Source organism: Streptomyces sp. NPDC006551 (genome assembly GCF_040611675.1).
In the GTDB taxonomy this organism is placed as follows: domain Bacteria; phylum Actinomycetota; class Actinomycetes; order Streptomycetales; family Streptomycetaceae; genus Streptomyces.
Genome location: NZ_JBEXOT010000004.1, coordinates 176263 through 195251, shown reverse-complemented (window position 1 = coordinate 195251; position 18989 = coordinate 176263). Strand labels below are relative to the sequence as shown.

The window sequence follows — 18989 nt, the reverse complement described above, 5'->3', positions numbered from 1 at the left end:
GATGAAGCGCTCAGTCAGAGTTTCGTTGCGGGTCGGCGGGTCGGCGGGTCCGGGGGGTCCGGGGGTGCGGGTCTGTTCGTCGGCCCGCACGACGGCGAGGAAGGCGTGGGCGAGCATCGCCAAGGTGACCCAGTTGGTGCAGGCGCGAATAGCAGCGGTAGCAGGCGAGTTCGCCGGTCATGCGGTTGCGTCGGATCAACAGCTGCCGGTGTCCGGGGCCGGGGTCGGCGGTGTCGATGACGGCCCAGTCGAAGGGGCGGCGTCCCGTCGCGCCGGCCGCGGCGGACAACGTGTCGCCGGTCTCGTCGACCACCAGCGCCGCCGCGTCGTCGTGCAGATGCTCGACCACGTAACCGCCGACATCGTCACGGACCGCGTCCGCGTCCCGCACCGGCCCCCACCAGCAAGATCATGATCTACAGCTGGAGTACGAGGCCTCGCGAGCGCGATCGGGGACGACCTCACCGCAGTCGAGCGTCTCCCACCCGAAGGGCGCGGCGCCGGGTGCTGCGATCCTCGGACGGGCGCCCCGCGGAGAGCGTCATCGCTCTCCCGCGAGGTCGAGATCGCCGCTGCGCACCTCGGGCGTGGTCTCGGCAGGCACGGGGCGGCGCCACGGGTGCGCGATCGGATGGGACACCGCCCGCCACCACGCCTCCTCCGGCAGCTTCCCCGCGGGCTCGAACGGCTCGCCGGGCCGAGGGAGCGCCACCGCCTGGCCGGCCTCCTCGGCGGCGTCCTTCGTCCACTCCCCCGGCTCCGCCCACGGGTGGAGCGCCAGGTTGAACGTGCCCCAGTGGATCGGCAGCATCACCCCGTGCGGTACGCCGCCCTGGAGGTCGAGGTGGGCGCGCATGCCCTCGGCCGGGGTCATGTGTATGTCCGGCCAGTACTCCGAGTACGCGCCGATCTGGATCATGGTGGCGTCGAAGGGGCCGTGGGCGGCGCCGATCTCCTGGAAGCCGGGGAAGTAGCCGGTGTCTCCGCTGTGGTAGATCCGGTGCGTGGGCCCGGCGACGACCCAGGAGGCCCACAGGGTGTGCTGCTGGTTGCGCAGTCCGCGGCCGCAGAAGTGGCGGGCGGGGGTCGCGGTGAGGCGCAGGGCGCCGATCTCCGTCGTCTCGTTCCAGTCCAGCTCGCGCAGACGGGAGGCGGGTACGCCCCAGCGCTCCAGGTGGGCGCCCACCCCCAGCGGCACGGCGAAGAGGGTGTCCGTCGAGGCCAGCGCCTTGATCGTGGGCAGGTCGAGGTGGTCGTAGTGGTCGTGGGAGATCACGACCACGTCGACCGGGCCCAGCGCGGCGAGCGGCACCGGGACGGGGTGCAGACGCTTGGGGCCGGCGAAGGCGAAGGGCGAGCAGCGGTCGCCCCAGACCGGGTCGAAGAGCACCCGGTGGCCGTCGATCTCGGCGAGGACGCTGGAGTGCCCCATCCAGGTGAGGCGCAGACCGGAGGCCGGCGGCTCGGCGAGGTGGTCCAGGGTGCCGGTGTGGAGGGGAATCGTGCCGGCGGGGGCCCGGCGCGCCCGTGCTTCCTTCTGGAAGTAGACCTTGGCGAACTCGAGCGTGGAGCCGGAGGGCCGGTGCCGGGCCGACACGGGGTTCTGGAAGACCCCGTCCGCGTAATTCGGCGAGCGGCGGATGCGCTCCATGCGCTCCCCCGCCGGGTCGGCGCCGAAGGCGGCAGGCCGCAGGCCGCGCAGCCGGGACCGCAGCGGATGGTCGGAGCCGGTGCCTGTCACAGGGCCTCCTGAGGTTGGGGGTCGTTCCATTATGGGCAGCCCCTGACCGTCGTGGGCGGGCTGGGCCGTCATGGGCGGCTCCTGACCCTCGTGGCGACCGCGCCGTCGTGGGTAGCGCCTGGCCTCGTGGGCGGCCCGCCGGCCCTCGCCGGAGGCCCTGACCGTCGAGCCGGGCCGCGTGAGCCATACTGAACCACTGTTCAGTAGCCCGCCGATCCCCGGAGTACGACCATGAGCACCGCGCCGCTGCTGTCCACCACCTGGACCGACCACGTCACGGGCAGCCGAGGCCATCTGGTGGTCGACCGGCTGGTCCGCGGGGTGGCCAGCGGCGGCCTGCGGATGCGAGCCGGGTGCACGGCCGAGGAGGTCGCCGGGCTCGCCCGGGGCATGACCATGAAGGAGGCCCTGCACTACGACCCGAGCGGCCGCTACGTCCCGCTCGGCGGCGCCAAGGGCGGGATCGACTGCGACCCCCGCTCCCCCGAGGCGTACGGCGTCCTGGTCCGCTATCTGCGAGCCATGCGTCCGTACATCGAGCGCTTCTGGACCACGGGGGAGGATCTGGGGCTCACCCAGGATTTGGTCGACCGGGCGGCCGCCGAGGCGGGGCTCGTCTCCTCGATCCAGGCGGTCTACCCCCTCCTGGACGACGAGACGGAGGCGCGGCGGCGGCTCGCCGACGCCTTCGCCGTGAAGGTGGACGGCATCGGGCTCGACGAGCTGGTGGGCGGGTGCGGAGTCGCCGAGGCGGCTCTGGCGGCGCTGGACCGGGTGGGCAGGCCGTACGCCGGGGCGCGGGTCTCGGTGCAGGGTTTCGGGACGATGGGCGGCGCCACGGCCCGGTTCCTGGACCGGGCCGGGCTCACGGTGGTGGCCGTGGCCGATGTGCGGGGGACGATCGTCAACCCGGCGGGCCTCGACGTGGAGGCGCTGCTCGCGTCCCGCGACGCGCACGGGACCGTGGACCGCGCGGTGCTGCGGCCCGGGGACCGGGAGGAGGGCCGTGACGCCTGGCTGACGGCGGACGTGGACGTCCTGGTCCCGGCGGCCGTCTCGTACGCGATCGACACCGCCGGTCAGGAGCGGATCCGGGCGCGCTGGATCGTCGAGGCGGCCAACATGCCGGTCCTCCCCGAGGCGGAGGAGCGGCTCGCCGCCCGGGGGGTCGTGGTGCTGCCGGACGTGGTGGTCAACTCCGGGACGAACGCCTGGTGGTGGTGGACGCTGTTCGGTGACATCGGTGCCGACGCGGAGGAGGCGTTCGGCCGTACCCGGAGTGCGATGCGGGCCCTGGTGGGCCGGATGCTGGACCGCGCGGAGGCGGACGGGACCACTCCGCGCGCCGCCGCGCACGCGCTGGCGGAGGAGCGGTTGGCGGAGATCGGCGAGCGCCACGGCTGGTACTGAGTGGCACCACCGTTGAAATGATCATGCCCGCGTCATGTGCTGTGTAGGCTGAGCGGCGTGGCGAGAGTGCGCTTGAACGTGGCGGAGCGGCGTGAGGAGTTGCTGCGGGCCGCCGTCGCGCAGATCGAGGCCCGGGGGGTGGCGGCCGTACGGATCGCCGATGTCGCCTCCGCGCTCGGGGTCAGCAACGCCCTGGTGCTCTACCACTTCTCGACCAAGGAGAAGCTCGTCGCGGCGGCCTTCGCCTACGCCGCCGAGAGCGATCTCGCCCATCTGCGGGCGCTGCTCGGGCGGCGCACGACGGCTCTGCGCAGGTTGCGGTCGGCGGTCCGCTGGTACGCCCCCACCGGGCAGGCCAAGGGCTGGCGGCTGTGGATCGAGGGCTGGTCGGCCAGTCTGCGCGAACCGGCCCTGCGCGAGGTCGCGGGCGCCCTCGATCAGCAGTGGAAGGCGGCGCTGGCCGACGTGATCGCCGAAGGCGCGGCGGCCGGTGAGTTCCCCTGCCAGGACCCGGCGGCCGCGGCCTGGCGGCTGACCGCCTTCCTGGACGGGCTGGCCGTGCAGATGACCTCGTACGCCGGATCCCTTTCGCGCGCCTCGATGCTGGAGTGGGCCGATGCGGCGCTGGTCCGGGAGTTGGGTCTGCCCGGCCCCGACCCGGACGGTCAGCGCAGCTCGTAGACCGCCGTGACCGTGACCTGTTCCTCGATCTCACCGGGGGCCAGGGGAACCTGCTGCGCGTCGGCGGGGACGCCGGGCACGGCGCCGGGACGGGTGGCGTCGTCCTCGGTCAGCGAGACGAGCCGGCCGAGCCGAAGCCCGCTGAGCCGTGCGTGCTGGGAAGCCTTCTCGTACGCGTCCCGGTGCGCGGCCTCGCGGGCCTGGGCGCGCAACGCGCTCCGGTCGGCGACGTCGAACGCGACGCCGTTGACCCGGCCCGCGTCCCCGGTCGCGTCGGTCACGGCCCCGATGACCCGGCCCGCGCGGTCGATGTCCCGGACCTTCACGGAGAAGGACTGGCCGGCCTGATAACCGGTCACCTCGGTCTCGCCGCCGTCGCTCTGGCCGTAGACCGTGGAGAGGGACAGACTGTCGGTCCTGATGTCACCGGCGGCGACGGCCTGCTCGCGCAGCGCGGCGAGCAACGCCTCGGCGGCGGATCGTTGGGCGCTCATCGCCTCCTTGGCGGTCTTACGGGTGACCTCGACGCCCACCGAGAGGACGACCAGGTCGGGCGCGGCGGCGGCCCGTCCGGCCCCGGTCACGGTGAGGGTGGTGGCCTTCGCGGTGCGGACGGTGGCCGGGGGTGCCGCCCCGTCGGCCCCCACGGCGAGCGCGGGTCCCGCGCCGGCGAGCAGGAGGCCGCCGAGCACCGTGCCCGTGGTGAAGGCGCGGCGCAGCCGGCGGCCGGCCGGGAGCCTGCCGGAGACGTGGGCGGGGAAGCGGTCGCTGACGGTGGAGCGATGACTGGTCGTCACGGGCGATCCCTTCGTGAACGGCTGCCGGAGACTCCGGCGCGCGCCCACATCCCAGCACCCCCCAGCGCCCGTCCCGGGGCGCCACTCCTGCCCCGTCACCCGCTCAGGCCCGCGCGAACGACCGGCGCCTCCGGTCCATGGCGGGTGGGGCGGGGGCTCTGCCGCGCCGCCCTGCGCCCCGCGCGCCTGCCCGCTCGCCGTGTGCGACTGCCACATCCGCTACCTCCATCTGGAGACGCTGTCGTGGTACGACGTGTTCGCGGGCGTGTCCTGGAGCGGATCCCGGCCGCCGTGGCACCTACGGCTACAGGGGCAGGAGGTCCGGGCGCTTGGCCGCCACGTGGTCGCCCGAGCTCTCGCCCCGCAGCCGGCGACCGATCCAGGGCACCAGATACTCCCTGGCCCACAGGATGTCGTCGCGGCGCACCTCCAGCGTCCCGCGCGGGGGCAGCGGCGGCCACGGCTGGTCCGGGTCGGCCGGCACCGGGATGCCGAGGACCTGGGCGGCGCGCAGCGCGACCCGGGTGTGCCCCTCGGGCGACAGATGCAGCCGGTCGCCGTCCCAAGCGCGCCTGTCCTGGACGGACTTGAGCGACCAGAGGTCCAGGACCGGGCAGCCGTACCGGTCGGCGATGGCCCGGACATGGGCCGTGTAGGTGGCGATCTTGCCGCGCAGATGGCGCAGCACGGGCACGTCCCGGGTGTCGAAGCCGGTCGTGACCATGACCGTGCCGACGGCGGAGGTGAGGTCGGCGACGGCGCGTTCGAAGCGCTCGGCGACGTCGTCCGGGTCGCTGCCGGGACGGATGATGTCGTTGCCGCCCGCGCAGAAGGTCACCAGGTCGGGGGCGAGTTCCTTAGCCCTGGGTACCTGCTCCTCCACGATCTGGTCGAGGAGGCGGCCGCGTACGGCCAGATTGGCGTAACGGAACGCGTCGTGCTCCGGCAGCCGGTCGGCGAGCAGAACCGCGAAACGGTCTGCCCATCCCACATACGTCCCGTCGGGTCCGGGATCTCCGACGCCCTCGGTGAAGCTGTCACCGATCGCCGCGTACGACCCGAATACGTTCATGTCTCTTGATCTCGAATCGTCTGCCACGGGAGCACATCTTTCCCTTACGGATGTGACTTACGCGACCGTAAGGAGGGGTTGACGGTGAGTGACATATGCCACCGGTCAAGATTGCACCAAGCCGGAATACGCCGAGGGCCCGGCACGAAGGTGCCGGGCCCGGGAGCGTACCGAGGACGCGTCGGACGAGGACGCGCCGGACGACGGTGCGTCAGACGCTGACGCCCTTCTGGCGCAGGTAGGCGAGCGGGTCGATGTCCGAGCCGTAGCTCGGGCCGGTGCGCATCTCGAAGTGCAGGTGCGGACCGCTGGAGTTGCCGGTCGAGCCGGACAGGCCGATCTGGTCGCCGCCGTTGACGGACTGGCCGGCGGAGACGGAGAGGGAGGAGAGGTGCGCGTACTGCGAGTAGGTGCCGTCGGCGTGCTGGATGACGACCTCGTTGCCGTACGAACCGCTCCAGCCGGCGGAGTACACGGTGCCCGCGCCGACGGCCTTGACGGAGGTGCCGGAGGAGGCGATGAAGTCGACACCGGTGTGGTAGCCGGAGGACCACATCGAGCCGGAGGCACGGTACGGCGTGGAGACACCGCCGCCCACCGGGGAGACCCAGCCGGAGGAGGACTGCGACGCCGGCGTGGACTCCACGGCGGCGCGCTCGCTGCTGCGGGAGCTGCGCGACTCCGCCGCGTCGGAGGTGGACTTCTCGACCTTCGGAGCGGCCTTGGGAGCCGCCTTGGGAGCCGCCTTCGGAGCCGCCTTCGGGGCGGCGGCCTTGGGCGCGGGCGCCTTGGCCGTGGACTTGGCGCCGAGGGTGAGCTTCATGCCGGGGAAGATCAGCGAGGGGTTCTCGCCGACGACCTGGCGGTTGTCCTGGTACAGCTTCTTCCAGCCGCCGGCCAGGTGGTGCTCGGCGGCGATCTTGGACAGATAGTCGCCGGCGACGACGGAGTACGTCTTCGGCTTGGCCTTGGCGGCGGCGGGCGCGGCGGCCGGGGCCTTCGCCGGGGCGGCGGCGACAGCGGCGACGGCCTGCTCGGGCGTCACGGCGGGAGCGGTCTTCTCGGCGGCGTGGGCTCCGGTCGCGCCGAGGAGCGGCAGGGCGACGACGGCGCCACCCGTACCGGCGGCGACGAATCCGCGCGTGATCGGGTTGACCTTGGGACGGCGGTGCTTACCCTTCGCGGGCATGGCGAATTCCTCTCCGTCGCCTACGAGGTGAGCTGTCGGGTTCGGACTGGAGATGTCCGGCCGCGTTTTCACGCGGCTTCACCCCGAGCCGGTCCGGCATGAGCCGGATCGGCGTACTACCTGGGTCCCCCGCTCCTGCCATACGTGGGTGGGTGCGGATTCCGGACGGTGGCAGGATTCGGCGGTCCGACCGGATTGACGGTGACCGTAGACGAGCGGGGTCGGCGCGAACAAGCCGTCGCATTCATCTCGCATTCCCCGCCGTGAAATTCAACCGGAATTCTGGTCACCCTCCGCGATGACGGAGCCTCGATTTCCTTTTCTCGCAGGGCTATTGCGGAAGACGATCAGGCACGGTCCGTCACGGTTATGACGCTGCTCACGCCCCGGAACCCATCTCCCCCGCTACCAGGGCGCGTTATCCCTAACGCCCCAATTCGGACAGAACGCTCATTACCGCCCCAGGGGTGTGCGAGCGGGCCGCCACCCGGAATGATTGCCCCAGGAACCGATCTCGTATCGTCGAAGTCCGCCAACACTCAGGAGCACTCGTGACGCAGCAGCTGCCGCAGGTCCCGTCGACCGAACCCGAGCTGAGCGGGGTCCGCAACTTCCGGGACGTGGGCGGACTGCCGACCGTGGACGGCGGGTCGGTGAGGTTCGGGCGGCTCTTCCGCAGCGGCCATCTCGCGCACGCCACGGAGGAGGACGCGGCCTTCCTGTCCACTCTCGGGCTGCACACCGTCTTCGACTTCCGCAACGCGGCGGACCGGAAGGTGGAGGGCGCGGACATCGAGCTGCCGGGTGTACGAAATGTGAACATACCGCTCAACGACCCGGCCGACGGCAAGGAGTTCTGGAAGCTGGTCAGCGCGGGCAACCTGGAGCAGCTGCGCGAGGCGCTCGGCGACGGCAAGGCGGCCGACCGCATGTCCGATTCGTACCGGAAGATGATCGTCGAGCGTACGGCGGAGCACAGCCGCGTCCTGCACGCGATGGCCGAGGACAGCGTCCCCGCCCTGATGCACTGCGCGGCGGGCAAGGACCGCGCGGGTCTGTCCATAGCGATCTCGCTGCTCGCGGTGGGCGTCGAGCGCGAGGCGATCGAGGCGGACTACATCAAGTCGAACGACCCCCACCGCCGCTACAAGATCCGCCGCAGCTCCACCTCCGCGGACGCCATGGCACCCGAGGTGATGGAGCTGCTCAGTCCCCTCTTCGACGCGCGCGTGGAGTACCTCCGGGCCGCGTTCGAGACGATGGAGCGGACCTGGGGCACGGCCGAGAACTACCTCTCGCAGGGTCTCGGGCTCGCCCCCGAGACCCGTGAGCGGCTGCGCGAGCGCCTCGTCACCGAGGCGTAGCCCGGCCGGCCGGCGCGGCTACTGGTTCTGCCCGCCGAGCATGAAGAGCAGGTAGAGGAAGCCCGCGAAGAGGTGCCCGGCGACCAGGTAGGCGAAGAGGCGGAGGACCAGCCCCTTGGGGAACTTGCCGCCCCCGCGCTCCTCACCGGTGATCTCGGCGGATTTGTCGGACATGTCGGCCCCTTCCGATGGGCTCAGCGCGGGTGCGGGGTCCCCTCGCCGAGACACAGCTCGGCGGCGGGGCTCTGCATCAGCGTGTGGACGAAGAGCAGGTCGGCGCCGCCTCGGGTGGCGGCGCCGATGCGGTGCGGGGTGAGCGAGTCGAAGTGCGCGCTGTCCCCCGGGTCCAGGACGTGCACGGCGTCGCCGAGCGCGAGCCGCACCCGGCCGTCGAGGACGTGGAGCCACTCCTCGCCGGGGTGGACCCGCACGATGTCGGCGCGGGTGGCGTACGGCACGTGGACGCGGAGTGCCTGCAAGGCGCGTCCGGGGCCGCCGGCCTGGTGGTAGACCCATCCGTCGGCCTCGACGGGCTCGGCCCGGCCGGCGCGGATGATCGGGTCGCGCTCGGGGGGCACCTCGCCGAGGAGTTCCGAGACGGTCGTACCGTAGACACGTGCGAGCGCGAGCAGCATCGGCAGCGACGGCTGGCGGCGGCCCGTCTCCAAGCGGGAGAGATGAGCCGGTGACAGCCCGGCCCGCCGGGCGGCGGCCTCCAGCGTGAGCCCGCGCCGCCGGCGCAGCCCGCGCAGCCGCGGCGCCACATCGGGAAGCGCGTCCGGTGCGGCGGGGCCGGGGGCGTCGGGATCGGTCGCGGCCGAGTCCGGGGCGTCGGGCGCGGAGTGATCCGGCGCGGAGTGATCCGGTGCGGCGGGGTCCGGGGACGGCTCCCCGGCGAGGTGCTCCATGCCTCCATTGCGCCAGGATCTTTCCTCCCGGGCAAATTACTTGCCTCAGAGGCAAACCGTGCCGGCCGCGTTCCTCACTGGCACATTCCTCAGCGCTGGGCGACGGCCTGCTTGACCAGCGTCTTCCCGAAGTCCCACATCAGCCCGCCCCCGCCGTGCGCATCGTCCATCACCGCCGTGAACGCGGTCACGAACCGGTCCACGTCCGCTTCGTCGATGATCAGCGGCGGAATCAGCTTGATCACCTCCAGACGGTCGCCCGACACCTGCGTCAGGATCCGGTGCCGCTGAAGCAGCGGCACCACGACCATCTGGGCGAAGAGACCCTTGCGGGCGGCCTGCAGCATCGTCCAGCGGCTGCGCAGCCCGAGCGACGAAGGGCGGCCGAACTCGATCCCGATCATCAGCCCCCGCCCGCGGATCTCGTGCAGCAGCTCGTAGCGCGGTACGAGTTCCCTCAGCCGCGAGGACAGCAGCTCCCCCATCCGGCGGGCGTTGGCCACCGTCCCCTCGGCCTCCATCACCGAGAGCACGGCGAGGCCGGCCGCCATGGCCTGCGCGTTCGAGCCGAAGCTGGCGGAGTGGACGAGCACCCGGTCCATCGAGGAGTAGACCTTCTTGAAGATCCAGTCCTTACCGAGCGTCGCGCCCACGGGCACATATCCGCCGGAGAGCGCCTTGGCGACACAGAGCAGGTCCGGCTCGACCCCCTCCTCGTGCTGGTACGCGTAGAAGTCGCCGGTCCTGCCGAGCCCCGTCTGCACCTCGTCGGCGATCAGCAGGGCCCCGTGCTCGTGCAGCAGCTCCTGGGCGGCGCGCAGAAAGCCGGGCGGGGCCTCGTGCACCCCCTTGCCCTGGATGGGCTCGACGACGAAGGCGGCCACATCGCCCCTGCGCAGTTCCCGCTCCAGCGCGTCGAGGTCGCCGAGCTCGATCGCGGTGTCGGGCAGGAGGGGGGCGAAGCCGTCCCGGAAGCAGTCCTCCCCGTTGACCGAGAGGGAGCCCGTGGTCAGGCCGTGGAAGGCGTGGGAGCAGTAGAGGACCCTCGGCCGGCCGGTGGCGTACCGGGCGAACTTCAGCGCGGTCTCCACCGCCTCCGTACCGCTGTTGCCGAAGAAGACCCGGTCCAGGTGCGGGCTGTGGGTGAGCAGCTTCTCGGCGAGCAGCCCGGGCAGGGGCTGGCAGTCGAAGCGGGTGAGGTCGGCGAGCGAGGCGTCCAGGACGTCGTGGAGGGCCTTGCGGACGACGGGGTGGTGCCGGCCCAGGCCCATGACGCCGAAGCCGGCGAGCATGTCGAGGTAGTCGCCGCCCTCGGAGTCCCAGAAGTGGGCGCCCTCGGCGCGCTCGTACACCTTGTCGAAGCCGATGGTGTGGAGCATGCGCGGGAGCTGGTGGTTGAGGTGCCGGGCGTGCAGCTCGTAACGCTCGGCGCCACGGGCGGCGAGCAGCGCCGCGAGGTCGAAGTCCGTGCTCATTGACCGTTCTCCTTGTGTGCCAGGGCGGCACTGATCCGTCCGGCGATCTCCACCGGGGTGAGCCCGAGGTCGGCGAGGATCTCGCTCCGCTTGGCGTGCGCGAGGAACCGCTCGGGGACTCCGAACGTCCGCAGCGGTACGTCGACCCCGGCGTCGCGCAGCGCCTGGCCGACGGCCGCGCCGACCCCGCCCGTGCGGCTGTTGTCCTCGACGACCGTGACGAGGCGGTGCCGGGCTGCGAGCGGGGCGAGCGCCTCGTCGACCGGCTTGACCCAGCGCGGGTCGACGACGGTGCAGCGGATTCCGCGACCGGCCAGCAGATCGGCGCCGCGGAGGCACACGTCGGCCATCACGCCCACGGCCACCAGCAGCACGTCCGCGTCCGGCTCGTCGAGCAGGACGTCCATGCCGCCGACGCGGCCCACGGCCGGGATCGGCTCCCCCGCCGTCTCCTTGGGGAAACGCAGCAGCGTCGGCGCGTCGTCGACGTCGACGGCCTCGCGCAGCTGGGCCCTCAGCTGGTCGGTGTCGCGCGGAGCGGCGATCCGCAGCCCGGGGACGACCTGGAGGAGGGAGAGGTCCCACACGCCGTTGTGGGAGGCTCCGTCGGTGCCGGTGACCCCGGCCCGGTCCAGGACGAAGGTGACCCCGCACTTGTGCAGCGCCACGTCCATCAGGAGCTGGTCGAAGGCACGGTTGAGGAAGGTCGCGTACACGGCGACGACCGGATGGAGCCCGCCGGCCGCGAGACCGGCCGCCGAGACGGTGGCGTGCTGCTCGGCGATGCCCACGTCCCAGATCCGGTCGGGGAACCGGTCGGCGAAGGCCGTGAGCCCGACCGGATGGAGCATGGCCGCCGTGATCGCGACGACGTCCGGCCGCTCGGCTCCGATCTCGGCGATCGCCTCCCCGAAGACGGAGGTCCAGCTCGGTCCCGCGGCCGGGGTGAGCGGTGCGCAGGTGAGCGGGTCCATCGCGCCGACGGCGTGGAAGCGGTCGGCCTCGTCCTCGACGGCCGGACCGTATCCGCGCCCCTTCTCGGTGAGGCAGTGCACGAGCACCGGGCCGTGGAAGCGCTTCGCCCGGCGCAGCGCGGCCTCGACGGCGCCGATGTCGTGGCCGTCGACGGGCCCGAGGTACTTCAGGCCCAGGTCCTCGAACATGCCCTGCGGCGCGAAGGCCTCCTTGAACCCCTTCTTGGCCCCGTGCAGCGACCCGTAGAGCGGTGGTCCGACGACGGGCGTGTGCGTCAGGAGGTCCTTGCCCCAGGCGAGGAAGCGTTCATAGCCGTCGGTGGTCCGCAGGGTCGCCAGGTGGTCGGCGAGGCCGCCGATCGTCGGCGCGCAGGAGCGCTCGTTGTCGTTGACGACGATGATCAGCGGGCGGTCGCGGGCGGCGGCGATGTTGTTGAGCGCCTCCCAGGCCATGCCTCCGGTGAGGGCGCCGTCGCCGATGACGGCGACGACGTGGTCGGGCCGGCCGAGCACCTCATGGGCCTTGGCCAGGCCGTCGGCCCAGCCGAGGACGGTGGAGGCGTGGGAGTTCTCGATGACGTCGTGCACGGACTCCTCGCGGGAGGGGTATCCGGAGAGCCCGCCCTTGCCGCGCAGCTTGGAGAAGTCCTGGCGCCCGGTGAGGAGTTTGTGGACATAGCTCTGGTGGCCGGTGTCCCACAGGATGCGGTCGGCGGGTGAGTCGAAGACGCGGTGCAGGGCGAGGGTGAGTTCCACGACGCCGAGGTTGGGGCCCAGATGGCCGCCGGTCCTGGCGACCGCGTCGATCAGGAACCGCCTGATCTCCCCGGCGAGTTCGTCGAGTTCCGCACCGCTCAGCGGCCGCAGGTCGTGCGGCCCCCGGATGTTCTCCAGCCTCGTCATGCTCGGCCCCCTTTCTCGGGTCGTCGGCTCATGACGCACCACGGGTACCCCCGTCGGTGGCGCCGACGCCGCCGGGCCGGGGAGCCCGCGCGACGGCGGCGTGGGCTCCCCGCACCCCTCAGATCACCCGTTGCTCCCCGAGACGGTCTCGCGGACCGCCCTGAGGGACTCCTTGAGCGAGCCCATGGTGGCGAGGACGGCGGTGGGCTCGTAGCCGCAGTGCGCCATGCAGTTGGCGCAGCGCGGGTCCTTGCCGCGGCCGTACTTGTCCCAGTCGGTCTCCTCGATCAGTTCGCGGTAGGTGGGGACGTAGCCGTCGCTCATCAGATAGCAGGGGCGCTGCCAGCCGAAGAGGGAGTAGTTCGGAATCGCCCAGGCGGTGCACGGGAAGTCCGCCCTGCCCTCCAGGAAGTCCAGGAAGAGCGGCGAGTGGTTGAGCCGCCAGCGGCGGCGATTGCCGCCGGCGAAGGCCTTCTTGAAGAGCTCCCGGGTCTGCTCGACGCCCAGGAAGTGCTCCTGGTCGGGTGCCTTCTCGTAGGCGTACGCGGGCGAGATCATCATCTCGTCGACCTGGAGGTCGTCGTTGAGGAAGTTGAGCACCTCGATGACGGTCTGCGGGGTGTCGGTGTTGAAGAAGGTGGAGTTGGTGGTGACCCGGAAGCCGCGTCGCTTGGCTTCCTTGATCGCCGCCACCGCCTCGTCGAAGACACCTTCCTTGGCGACCGACTCGTCGTGCCGGTCCCGCAGCCCGTCGATGTGCACCGCGAAGGCGAAGTACGGGGAGGGGGTGAAGTCCGCCAGCTTCTTGCGCAGCAGCATCGCGTTGGTGCAGAGGAAGACGTATTTCCTCCTCGCCACCAACTGGCGGGTGATCTCATGGATCTGAGGGTGCATCAGCGGCTCGCCGCCCGCGATGGAGACCATCGGCGCCCCGGATTCCAGGACCGCGCCGACCGCCTGGGCGACCGGCATGCGCTGCTTGAGGACACCCGCCGGGTGCTGGATCTTTCCGCAGCCCTCGCACTTGAGGTTGCAGGCGAACAGCGGCTCAAGTTCGACGATCAAGGGAAACTTGTCCCGCTTGCGGAGCTTCTGTTCGAAGAGGTAGGTCCCGACCCGGATGGACTGACGGAGCGGCATGGCCATAACTCGCTCACCTCCTGGGGAGCAGCAAAGAACGGTGCCATTCGAAGAATGCGGGAAGGACGGCACGAAGAACACGGAAAGCTGATATTCCACCGCGTACCGTGCCGATCCGGACCAGCTCATGCTCTGGAGCGTCCACGACCACCCGTACGGCCGCAACCGGGCGCGGCCCGGCGGCCAGGGCGGTACGGAGCGTGGCGGCGGACTCCATGTCGACCGCGATGGCGCCGGTGGCCCGCAGCTCCGCCCGCTCGTGGCCCCGTACGACGTGGTCGGAGCCGGTCAGCGGCCCGGTGTGCACGGTCCGCCCGGGCAGCGTCCGGGTCAGGGCGTCGACCAGCAGCTCGGTCCCGGTGCAGGGGGTGGTGCCGTCGGGGCCGCGGGTCTCGTGGGCGACGATCAGGTCCCCCGGGTGCATGCCGGGGGCGAGGCCCGCGCAGAATCCGGACGCGACGACGGCCGCGTCCCGCCGGTCCGTCTCGCCGAGCGCGCGGGCGACGGCGGTACGGGCGTGGGCGGGGCCCATGCCCGTACGCAGCACGGTGAACGGGCCGGGCGCGCCGCCCCGGCCGCCGCTGCGCAGGGCGAACTGCTCGATGCCCAGCGCACAGGCGATCAGCAGCGGCGGCACGGAGCCCGCGGTCCCCGGCTCCTCGCCCATCAGCCCTCCTTGGCGACGGCCGGTTCGCCGTTCACATAGCGGCCGAGCGCCGTCAGCGGGAACACCTGCCGGTAGAGGTGGTAGTTGATGGAGAAGTCCCACGGAAACCCGGTGCCGGTGAAGTACGGCTCGTCCCAGGAGCCGTCCGGGCGCTGGGTCCGGGCGAGCCACGCGACGCCCCGCTCCACGGTCTCGGTCCCGCGCTCCCCGGCGGCGAGGAGCGCCAGCAGCGCCCAGGCCGTCTGCGAGGCGGTGGAGGCGCCGTGACCGATCCAGGGCTCCTCCTTGTACGAGCGCAGGTCCTCGCCCCAGCCGCCGTCCTCGTTCTGTACGGACCCCAGCCAGGCGACGGCCCGGCGGATGGCCGGATGCGACCCGGACAGCCCGGCGGCGACGAGGGCGGGGACCACCGATCCGGTTCCGTATACGTAGTTGACGCCCCAGCGGCCGAACCAGGCTCCGCTCGGCTCCTGTTCGGCGAGCAGCCACTCGATTCCCCTGCGGGTACGGGGGTGCTGGGCCTTGCCTTCGTAGGCGAGCATCTCCACCACGTGGGCGGTGACATCGGCCGACGGCGGGTCGATGACCTCGCCGAAGTCGCAGAACGGCAGCCGGTTGGGGAAGGCGCTGGTGTTGTCGGCGTCGAAGGCCGCCCACGCGCCGTTGCGCGACTGCATGCCGAGGGTCCAGCGGGCGCCGCGGGCGATGGCGGACTCGACCCGGGCGGGGTCGGGGTGGCGCACCCGGCGCAGCGCGAGGATGACCTCGGCGGTGTCGTCGATATCGGGGTAGTTGTCGTTGTGGAACTCGAACGCCCAGCCGCCCGGGGAGAGTCCGGGCCTGCGCACGGCCCAGTCGCCGGGCCTGACGATCTCCTCGCCGAGCATCCAGTCGGCGGCCTTGACCAGGGCCGGGTGGTCGGCGGGAAGGCCGGCGTCGGCGAGGGCGATGGTGGCCAGGCAGGTGTCCCAGACCGGCGACTGACAGGCCTCGATCATGCGGGCTCCGTCCTCGCGCCGGACCGCGAACCGGTCGAGGGACTCCAGGCCGGCCCGCATGACGGGGTGCCGGAGGTCGTAGCCGAGGAGGTGCAGGGCGATCACGGAGTAGACGGCGGGCGGCTGGATGCCGCCCCAGCAGCCGTCGTTCTCCTGGCGCTCGACGATCCAGCGGGCGGCGGTGTTCATGGCGGCCCTGCGCAGCGGGCGGGGAGCGACCTTGTGGTAGAGGTGCATCGCCTTGTCGAGCCGCTGGAAGACGCCGTCCCAACTGGTGGCGGGCGCGAGGGGCTTGGGAGGGTTCGGCCGGGACGGGTCGGTGTGCAGCTCGTCCAGCGGGAAGGGCGCGGGACGTACCGGCCGCTTGGCGGAGACGACGGTGAGCGGCACGATGGTCTGCCGGGCCCAGCAGCCGAAGTCGTAGATGTTGAGCGGGAACCACTTCGGCAGGAAGATCAGCTCGGGCGGCAGTTCGGGCAGGTCCTCCCAGCGCCACCAGCCGAACAGGGCGAGCCAGATCCGGGTGAAGACCCTCGCCGAGGCGATTCCTCCCCGGTCGCGGATCCAGGCGGCGGCGCGGGCCATGTGCGGGGCTTCGGGCGGGTCCCCGGCGAGCCGGAGCGCCACGTACGCCTCGATGGTGGTGGAGAGTTCGCCGGGCCCGCCGTAGAACGTGGACCAGGTGCCGTCCTCGCGCTGTTCGCCCCGGATGTACAGGGCGGCGGCTCGCGCGGTGTCGGCCTCCAGGATGCCGAGGAACTGCCGCAGCAGAAGGTCCTCGGCGTCCATGGTGACGTTGGTCTCCAGGTCGCCCTTCCACCAGCCTTCGGCGTCCTGGCGGCCGAGCAGATGCTCGACGGAGCGTTCCATGGCCCGGGCGGCGACCTCGTCGAGGCCGGTCGTCGCGGGCGCGGTGTCGGGTGTCGCATGGGCCGCGGTCGCGCTGGGGCCCACGGCCCCGGCGCTTCCGTCGGTCGTCGCTGTCATGGCTTCCCCTTCGTGCAGTAGGTCTACTTCTGCTTCTTCGGGTCTGCCGTCGGCCGGTGCCCGGTGGCACCGGCCGGCGACCGCGAGCTCATATCAGGGTGATGGTGATCATCTCTTCCGTACGACGACGAAGTCGGCGAGCGCGGTGAGCTGCGCCCTGACCCGCTCGGGCATGTCGACCTCGTGCAGGGCCTCGATGGCGATGGCGTGCTGGCGGCGGGCCTCCTGGGAGGTCCAGTCGCGGCCCCCGGCCTCCTCGATGAGGGCCGCGCGGGTGGCGAACTCCTCCTCCGAGAAGGACTCGAACTCGTTGGACTTGGCGTCGGCGGCCAGCAGTTCGCCGAGCCGCTCGGAGGCCGGTCCGCCCGCGGCGAGGGCGGCGACGACCGGGAGGGACTTCTTGCGCTGGCGCAGATCGCTCCAGGTCTGCTTCCCGGTCGACTCCGGGTCGCCCCAGATGCCGAGCACGTCGTCGACGGCCTGGAAGGCGAGGCCGAGGTGGTAGCCGTACTCCTCCAGCTTGTCCGCCGTGCGGTCGTCGGCGCCGCCGAGGACGGCACCGATGGAGACGGCACAGGCGAGCAGCGCGCCCGTCTTGTTGCCCTCCATCTCCAGGCACTCCTCGACAGTGACCCGCTCCCTGTGCTCGTAGGAGATGTCCTGGGCCTGCCCGTCGATGAGCTTGCGGGTGGCGGTGGTCAGCCGGCGGGTGGCGCGGCCGGCCTCGACGGTGCCAAGTTCGAGCAGCAGCTCGTTGGCGAGCGCGAACAGGGCGTCGCCGACGAGGATCGCCTGAGCGGGTCCGTGCACCTTCCAGACGGTGTCGCGGTGGCGGCGCTGCTCGTCGCCGTCCATCAGGTCGTCGTGCAGCAGCGAGAAGTTGTGGACGAGTTCCACGGCGACGGCGCCGGGGATGCCGATCTCGGCCGGGGCTCCGGCCGCCTCGGCGGAGATCAGCGCGAGCGCGGGGCGCACGGCCTTCCCGCTGTCGCCGTCGGCGGGGTTGCCCTGGGCGTCGATCCAGCCGAAGTGGTAGGCGGCCACCGTGTCCATGGGCGGTGCGAGCCGGTCGACGGCCGCCCGCAGCACGGGGGTGGACAGGGTCCGCCCCCGCTCCAGCAGAGCGGTCACGTCCGCGGTGTCGACGGCCGGTTTCACCGGGGGCACTGTCGGCACGGTCTCTCCTCTTGTTCCAGTACTCACACTCATACCGCCTCCTGCGGCGGATGTTCATGGCGGCGGCCGAGGGCCGAAAGCGCGGCACCCGCGGCGCTGAAACCACTGCGGACGGCACCCTCCATGGTGGCGGGCCAGCCGGTGGCGGTCCACGCGCCGGCCAGGTACAGGCCGGGGGCGCGGGTGCGGGCGCCCGGGCGGAGCCGGCCGACGCCCGGGGTCGGGGCGAACGTCGCGGTCCGCTCCCTGGTCACGAAGAAGTCCCGGATCCCGGCGCCGCGCGCGGCGGGCAGCAGCCGCTCCAGCTCCGGGAGGTAGCGCTCGCGCAGGACGGCGACGGGCTCGTCGATGTCGTCCTGGGCGGCGGACTGGGAGACGGCGAGGTACTGCCCGCCGCCCGTGAGGCCGGAGGAGTCGGTGCGGTCGAAGACCCACTGGACGGGGGAGCCGAGGGCGGTGAAGAACGGCTGCCGGAGTACCTTGCGGTCGTAGACGACATGCAGGTTGAGGATGGGGGCGGTGCCGATGTCGAGGAGGCGGTCGGGGTCGTCGAGGGCGCCGTCGGGGAGGAGTTCCCGGGTCTCGCGCTGCGGTACGGCGAGCACGACGGTGTCCGCCTCGATCGTCTCTCCCGGCACCTCGACGGACCAGCGCCCGTCGTCGGTGCGGGTGACCCGCTCGGCCTTGGTCCGCAGTTCGGTGCGGACCCCGAGGGAGTCGAGGGCCTTGCGGGTCAGGGTGTCGTGCAGGTCGCCGAGCGGCACATGGGCCCAGCCGATGTCGGCGGCGCCCGGCTCGGAGAGGAGACCGGTCTTGAACACCATCGCGGCCAGGCCCATGGAGGCGTGGGGTGCGGTGGCGTTGAGCGTGGCGACTCCGACCAGGTCCCACAGGGCCTCGATGGCGCGCGGGGACTGGCCGTGCCGGCCGAGCCAGGTGCCGAAGTCGATGCCGTCGAGGGCCGGGTCGGCGGGATCGAGCCGCTTCAGCGCGAGCGCCGCGCGCCCGACGCTCGCCCGCTCCGCGAGGGAGAGGTGCGGATAGCCGGCCAGGCTCCGGGCGAGGTGGAGAGGTACGGGGAGGGCGGTGCGGCGCAGCCGTCCGAGGCGGGGGCCGCGGGGGTGGGCGACGTCGAGGACGGGCACGTCCAGGCGCTTCTGCAGGGGCGCCAGGTGCGCGCCCTCGATCCGGTCGAGGAACCAGCGGTAGGCGGTGCAGCAGCGCAGATAGACGTGCTGGCCGTTGTCGACGGTGAGGTCGCCGCGCCGGAAGGAGAACGCGAGACCGCCGAGCCGCGGCCGTCCTTCGAGCAGGGTGACGCGGACCCCGGCGCCCGCCAGCCGCAGCGCGCTCGTGATCCCGGCGAGGCCGCCGCCGACGACGACGGCGTGCGGCTGTGCGCCGGAGAACGTGGCGTCGGTGGTCATACGATCCCCCCTCGGGCCGTCGCTGGCAGGGACGCGCCGGGGGCCGTACGGGTTGCCCGCCGTCCCGGCTCGTACGGAGG

At 72.2% G+C, this 18989-nt stretch carries 16 protein-coding genes, 2 pseudogenes and 1 riboswitch; of the genes and pseudogenes, 4 read left to right on the top strand and 14 right to left on the bottom strand.

The genetic code is table 11. The annotated features are described in order from the left end of the window. Window positions 1–75 precede the first annotated feature (75 nt). Both ABZY12_RS07095 and ABZY12_RS07090 read right to left on the bottom strand, forming a co-directional pair. Window positions 76–289, bottom strand: a pseudogene (locus ABZY12_RS07095) (IS701 family transposase); the annotation flags it as partial. Between the two features lie 252 nt (window positions 290–541). Further along, window positions 542–1771, bottom strand: a complete 1230-nt coding sequence (locus ABZY12_RS07090; protein ID WP_356887985.1) for an MBL fold metallo-hydrolase — start codon at window positions 1769–1771, stop codon at window positions 542–544. A 201-nt stretch (window positions 1772–1972) separates the two neighbouring features. Here ABZY12_RS07090 and ABZY12_RS07085 point away from each other — a divergent pair, with 201 nt between their 5' ends. Together ABZY12_RS07085 and ABZY12_RS07080 are read left to right on the top strand one after the other, a co-directional pair. Further along, window positions 1973–3151: a Glu/Leu/Phe/Val dehydrogenase dimerization domain-containing protein gene (locus ABZY12_RS07085; RefSeq protein WP_356887983.1), complete on the top strand. Its 1179-nt coding sequence runs from the start codon at window positions 1973–1975 to the stop codon at window positions 3149–3151. 57 nt (window positions 3152–3208) lie between these two features. Next, on the top strand, window positions 3209–3832 hold the full coding sequence (locus tag ABZY12_RS07080; protein ID WP_356887981.1) for a TetR family transcriptional regulator C-terminal domain-containing protein: 624 nt from the start codon (window positions 3209–3211) through the stop codon (window positions 3830–3832). Here the strand turns inward: ABZY12_RS07080 and ABZY12_RS07075 are convergent. Then, a complete protein-coding gene (locus ABZY12_RS07075) occupies window positions 3817–4629 on the bottom strand; it encodes an SIMPL domain-containing protein (protein ID WP_356887979.1) in 813 nt (270 codons plus the stop codon). The genes ABZY12_RS07080 and ABZY12_RS07075 overlap by 16 nt on opposite strands. Before the next feature lie 178 nt (window positions 4630–4807). Between ABZY12_RS07075 and ABZY12_RS07070 the strand changes: the two are divergent. Continuing rightward, a pseudogene (locus ABZY12_RS07070) lies at window positions 4808–4917 on the top strand (radical SAM protein); the annotation flags it as partial. 16 nt (window positions 4918–4933) lie between these two features. Here the strand turns inward: ABZY12_RS07070 and ABZY12_RS07065 are convergent. Beyond that, window positions 4934–5701 carry an SGNH/GDSL hydrolase family protein gene (locus tag ABZY12_RS07065; protein WP_356887977.1) on the bottom strand — a complete coding sequence of 256 codons (768 nt, stop codon included), beginning with the start codon at window positions 5699–5701 and terminating at the stop codon, window positions 4934–4936. A gap of 211 nt (window positions 5702–5912) precedes the next feature. After that, window positions 5913–6890 carry a LysM peptidoglycan-binding domain-containing M23 family metallopeptidase gene (locus ABZY12_RS07060; RefSeq protein WP_356887975.1) on the bottom strand — a complete coding sequence of 326 codons (978 nt, stop codon included), beginning with the start codon at window positions 6888–6890 and terminating at the stop codon, window positions 5913–5915. A 4-nt stretch (window positions 6891–6894) separates the two neighbouring features. Then, window positions 6895–7084, bottom strand: a riboswitch (cyclic di-AMP (ydaO/yuaA leader). Between the two features lie 357 nt (window positions 7085–7441). Here ABZY12_RS07060 and ABZY12_RS07055 point away from each other — a divergent pair. Beyond that, a complete protein-coding gene (locus ABZY12_RS07055) occupies window positions 7442–8254 on the top strand; it encodes a tyrosine-protein phosphatase (protein WP_356887973.1) in 813 nt (270 codons plus the stop codon). A gap of 18 nt (window positions 8255–8272) precedes the next feature. Here the strand turns inward: ABZY12_RS07055 and ABZY12_RS07050 are convergent, their stop codons facing one another. The 9 genes from ABZY12_RS07050 to hpnE all read right to left on the bottom strand — a co-directional run bounded on the left by ABZY12_RS07050 (window position 8273) and on the right by hpnE (window position 18909). Next, complete coding sequence (locus ABZY12_RS07050) at window positions 8273–8428, bottom strand: DUF6126 family protein (protein ID WP_356887971.1); 156 nt, start codon at window positions 8426–8428, stop codon at window positions 8273–8275. A 20-nt stretch (window positions 8429–8448) separates the two neighbouring features. Further along, entirely contained in the window at window positions 8449–9162 is a 714-nt protein-coding gene (locus tag ABZY12_RS07045; protein ID WP_356887969.1) for a helix-turn-helix domain-containing protein, read from the bottom strand. An 89-nt stretch (window positions 9163–9251) separates the two neighbouring features. Further along, window positions 9252–10637, bottom strand: a complete 1386-nt coding sequence (locus ABZY12_RS07040; RefSeq protein ID WP_356887967.1) for an aspartate aminotransferase family protein — start codon at window positions 10635–10637, stop codon at window positions 9252–9254. Next, window positions 10634–12514 carry a 1-deoxy-D-xylulose-5-phosphate synthase gene (gene dxs / locus ABZY12_RS07035; RefSeq protein ID WP_356887965.1) on the bottom strand — a complete coding sequence of 627 codons (1881 nt, stop codon included), beginning with the start codon at window positions 12512–12514 and terminating at the stop codon, window positions 10634–10636. Before dxs ends, ABZY12_RS07040 begins: the two co-directional genes overlap by 4 nt. A 123-nt stretch (window positions 12515–12637) precedes the next feature. Continuing rightward, window positions 12638–13660 carry an adenosyl-hopene transferase HpnH gene (gene hpnH / locus ABZY12_RS07030; protein ID WP_356887963.1) on the bottom strand — a complete coding sequence of 341 codons (1023 nt, stop codon included), beginning with the start codon at window positions 13658–13660 and terminating at the stop codon, window positions 12638–12640. Window positions 13661–13667: 7 nt separating this feature from the next. Further along, window positions 13668–14321, bottom strand: a complete 654-nt coding sequence (locus ABZY12_RS07025) for a 1-hydroxy-2-methyl-2-butenyl 4-diphosphate reductase (protein WP_356887961.1) — start codon at window positions 14319–14321, stop codon at window positions 13668–13670. Then, complete coding sequence (shc, locus tag ABZY12_RS07020; protein ID WP_356887959.1) at window positions 14321–16306, bottom strand: squalene--hopene cyclase; 1986 nt, start codon at window positions 16304–16306, stop codon at window positions 14321–14323. The genes ABZY12_RS07025 and shc overlap by 1 nt, the downstream gene beginning before the upstream one ends. 108 nt (window positions 16307–16414) lie before the next feature. Further along, window positions 16415–17515, bottom strand: a complete 1101-nt coding sequence (locus ABZY12_RS07015) for a polyprenyl synthetase family protein (protein ID WP_356887957.1) — start codon at window positions 17513–17515, stop codon at window positions 16415–16417. Continuing rightward, window positions 17512–18909 (bottom strand): hydroxysqualene dehydroxylase HpnE, encoded by a 1398-nt coding sequence (gene hpnE, locus ABZY12_RS07010; protein WP_356887955.1) that lies wholly within the window; start codon window positions 18907–18909, stop codon window positions 17512–17514. The genes ABZY12_RS07015 and hpnE overlap by 4 nt, the downstream gene beginning before the upstream one ends. Window positions 18910–18989: the final 80 nt, after the last annotated feature.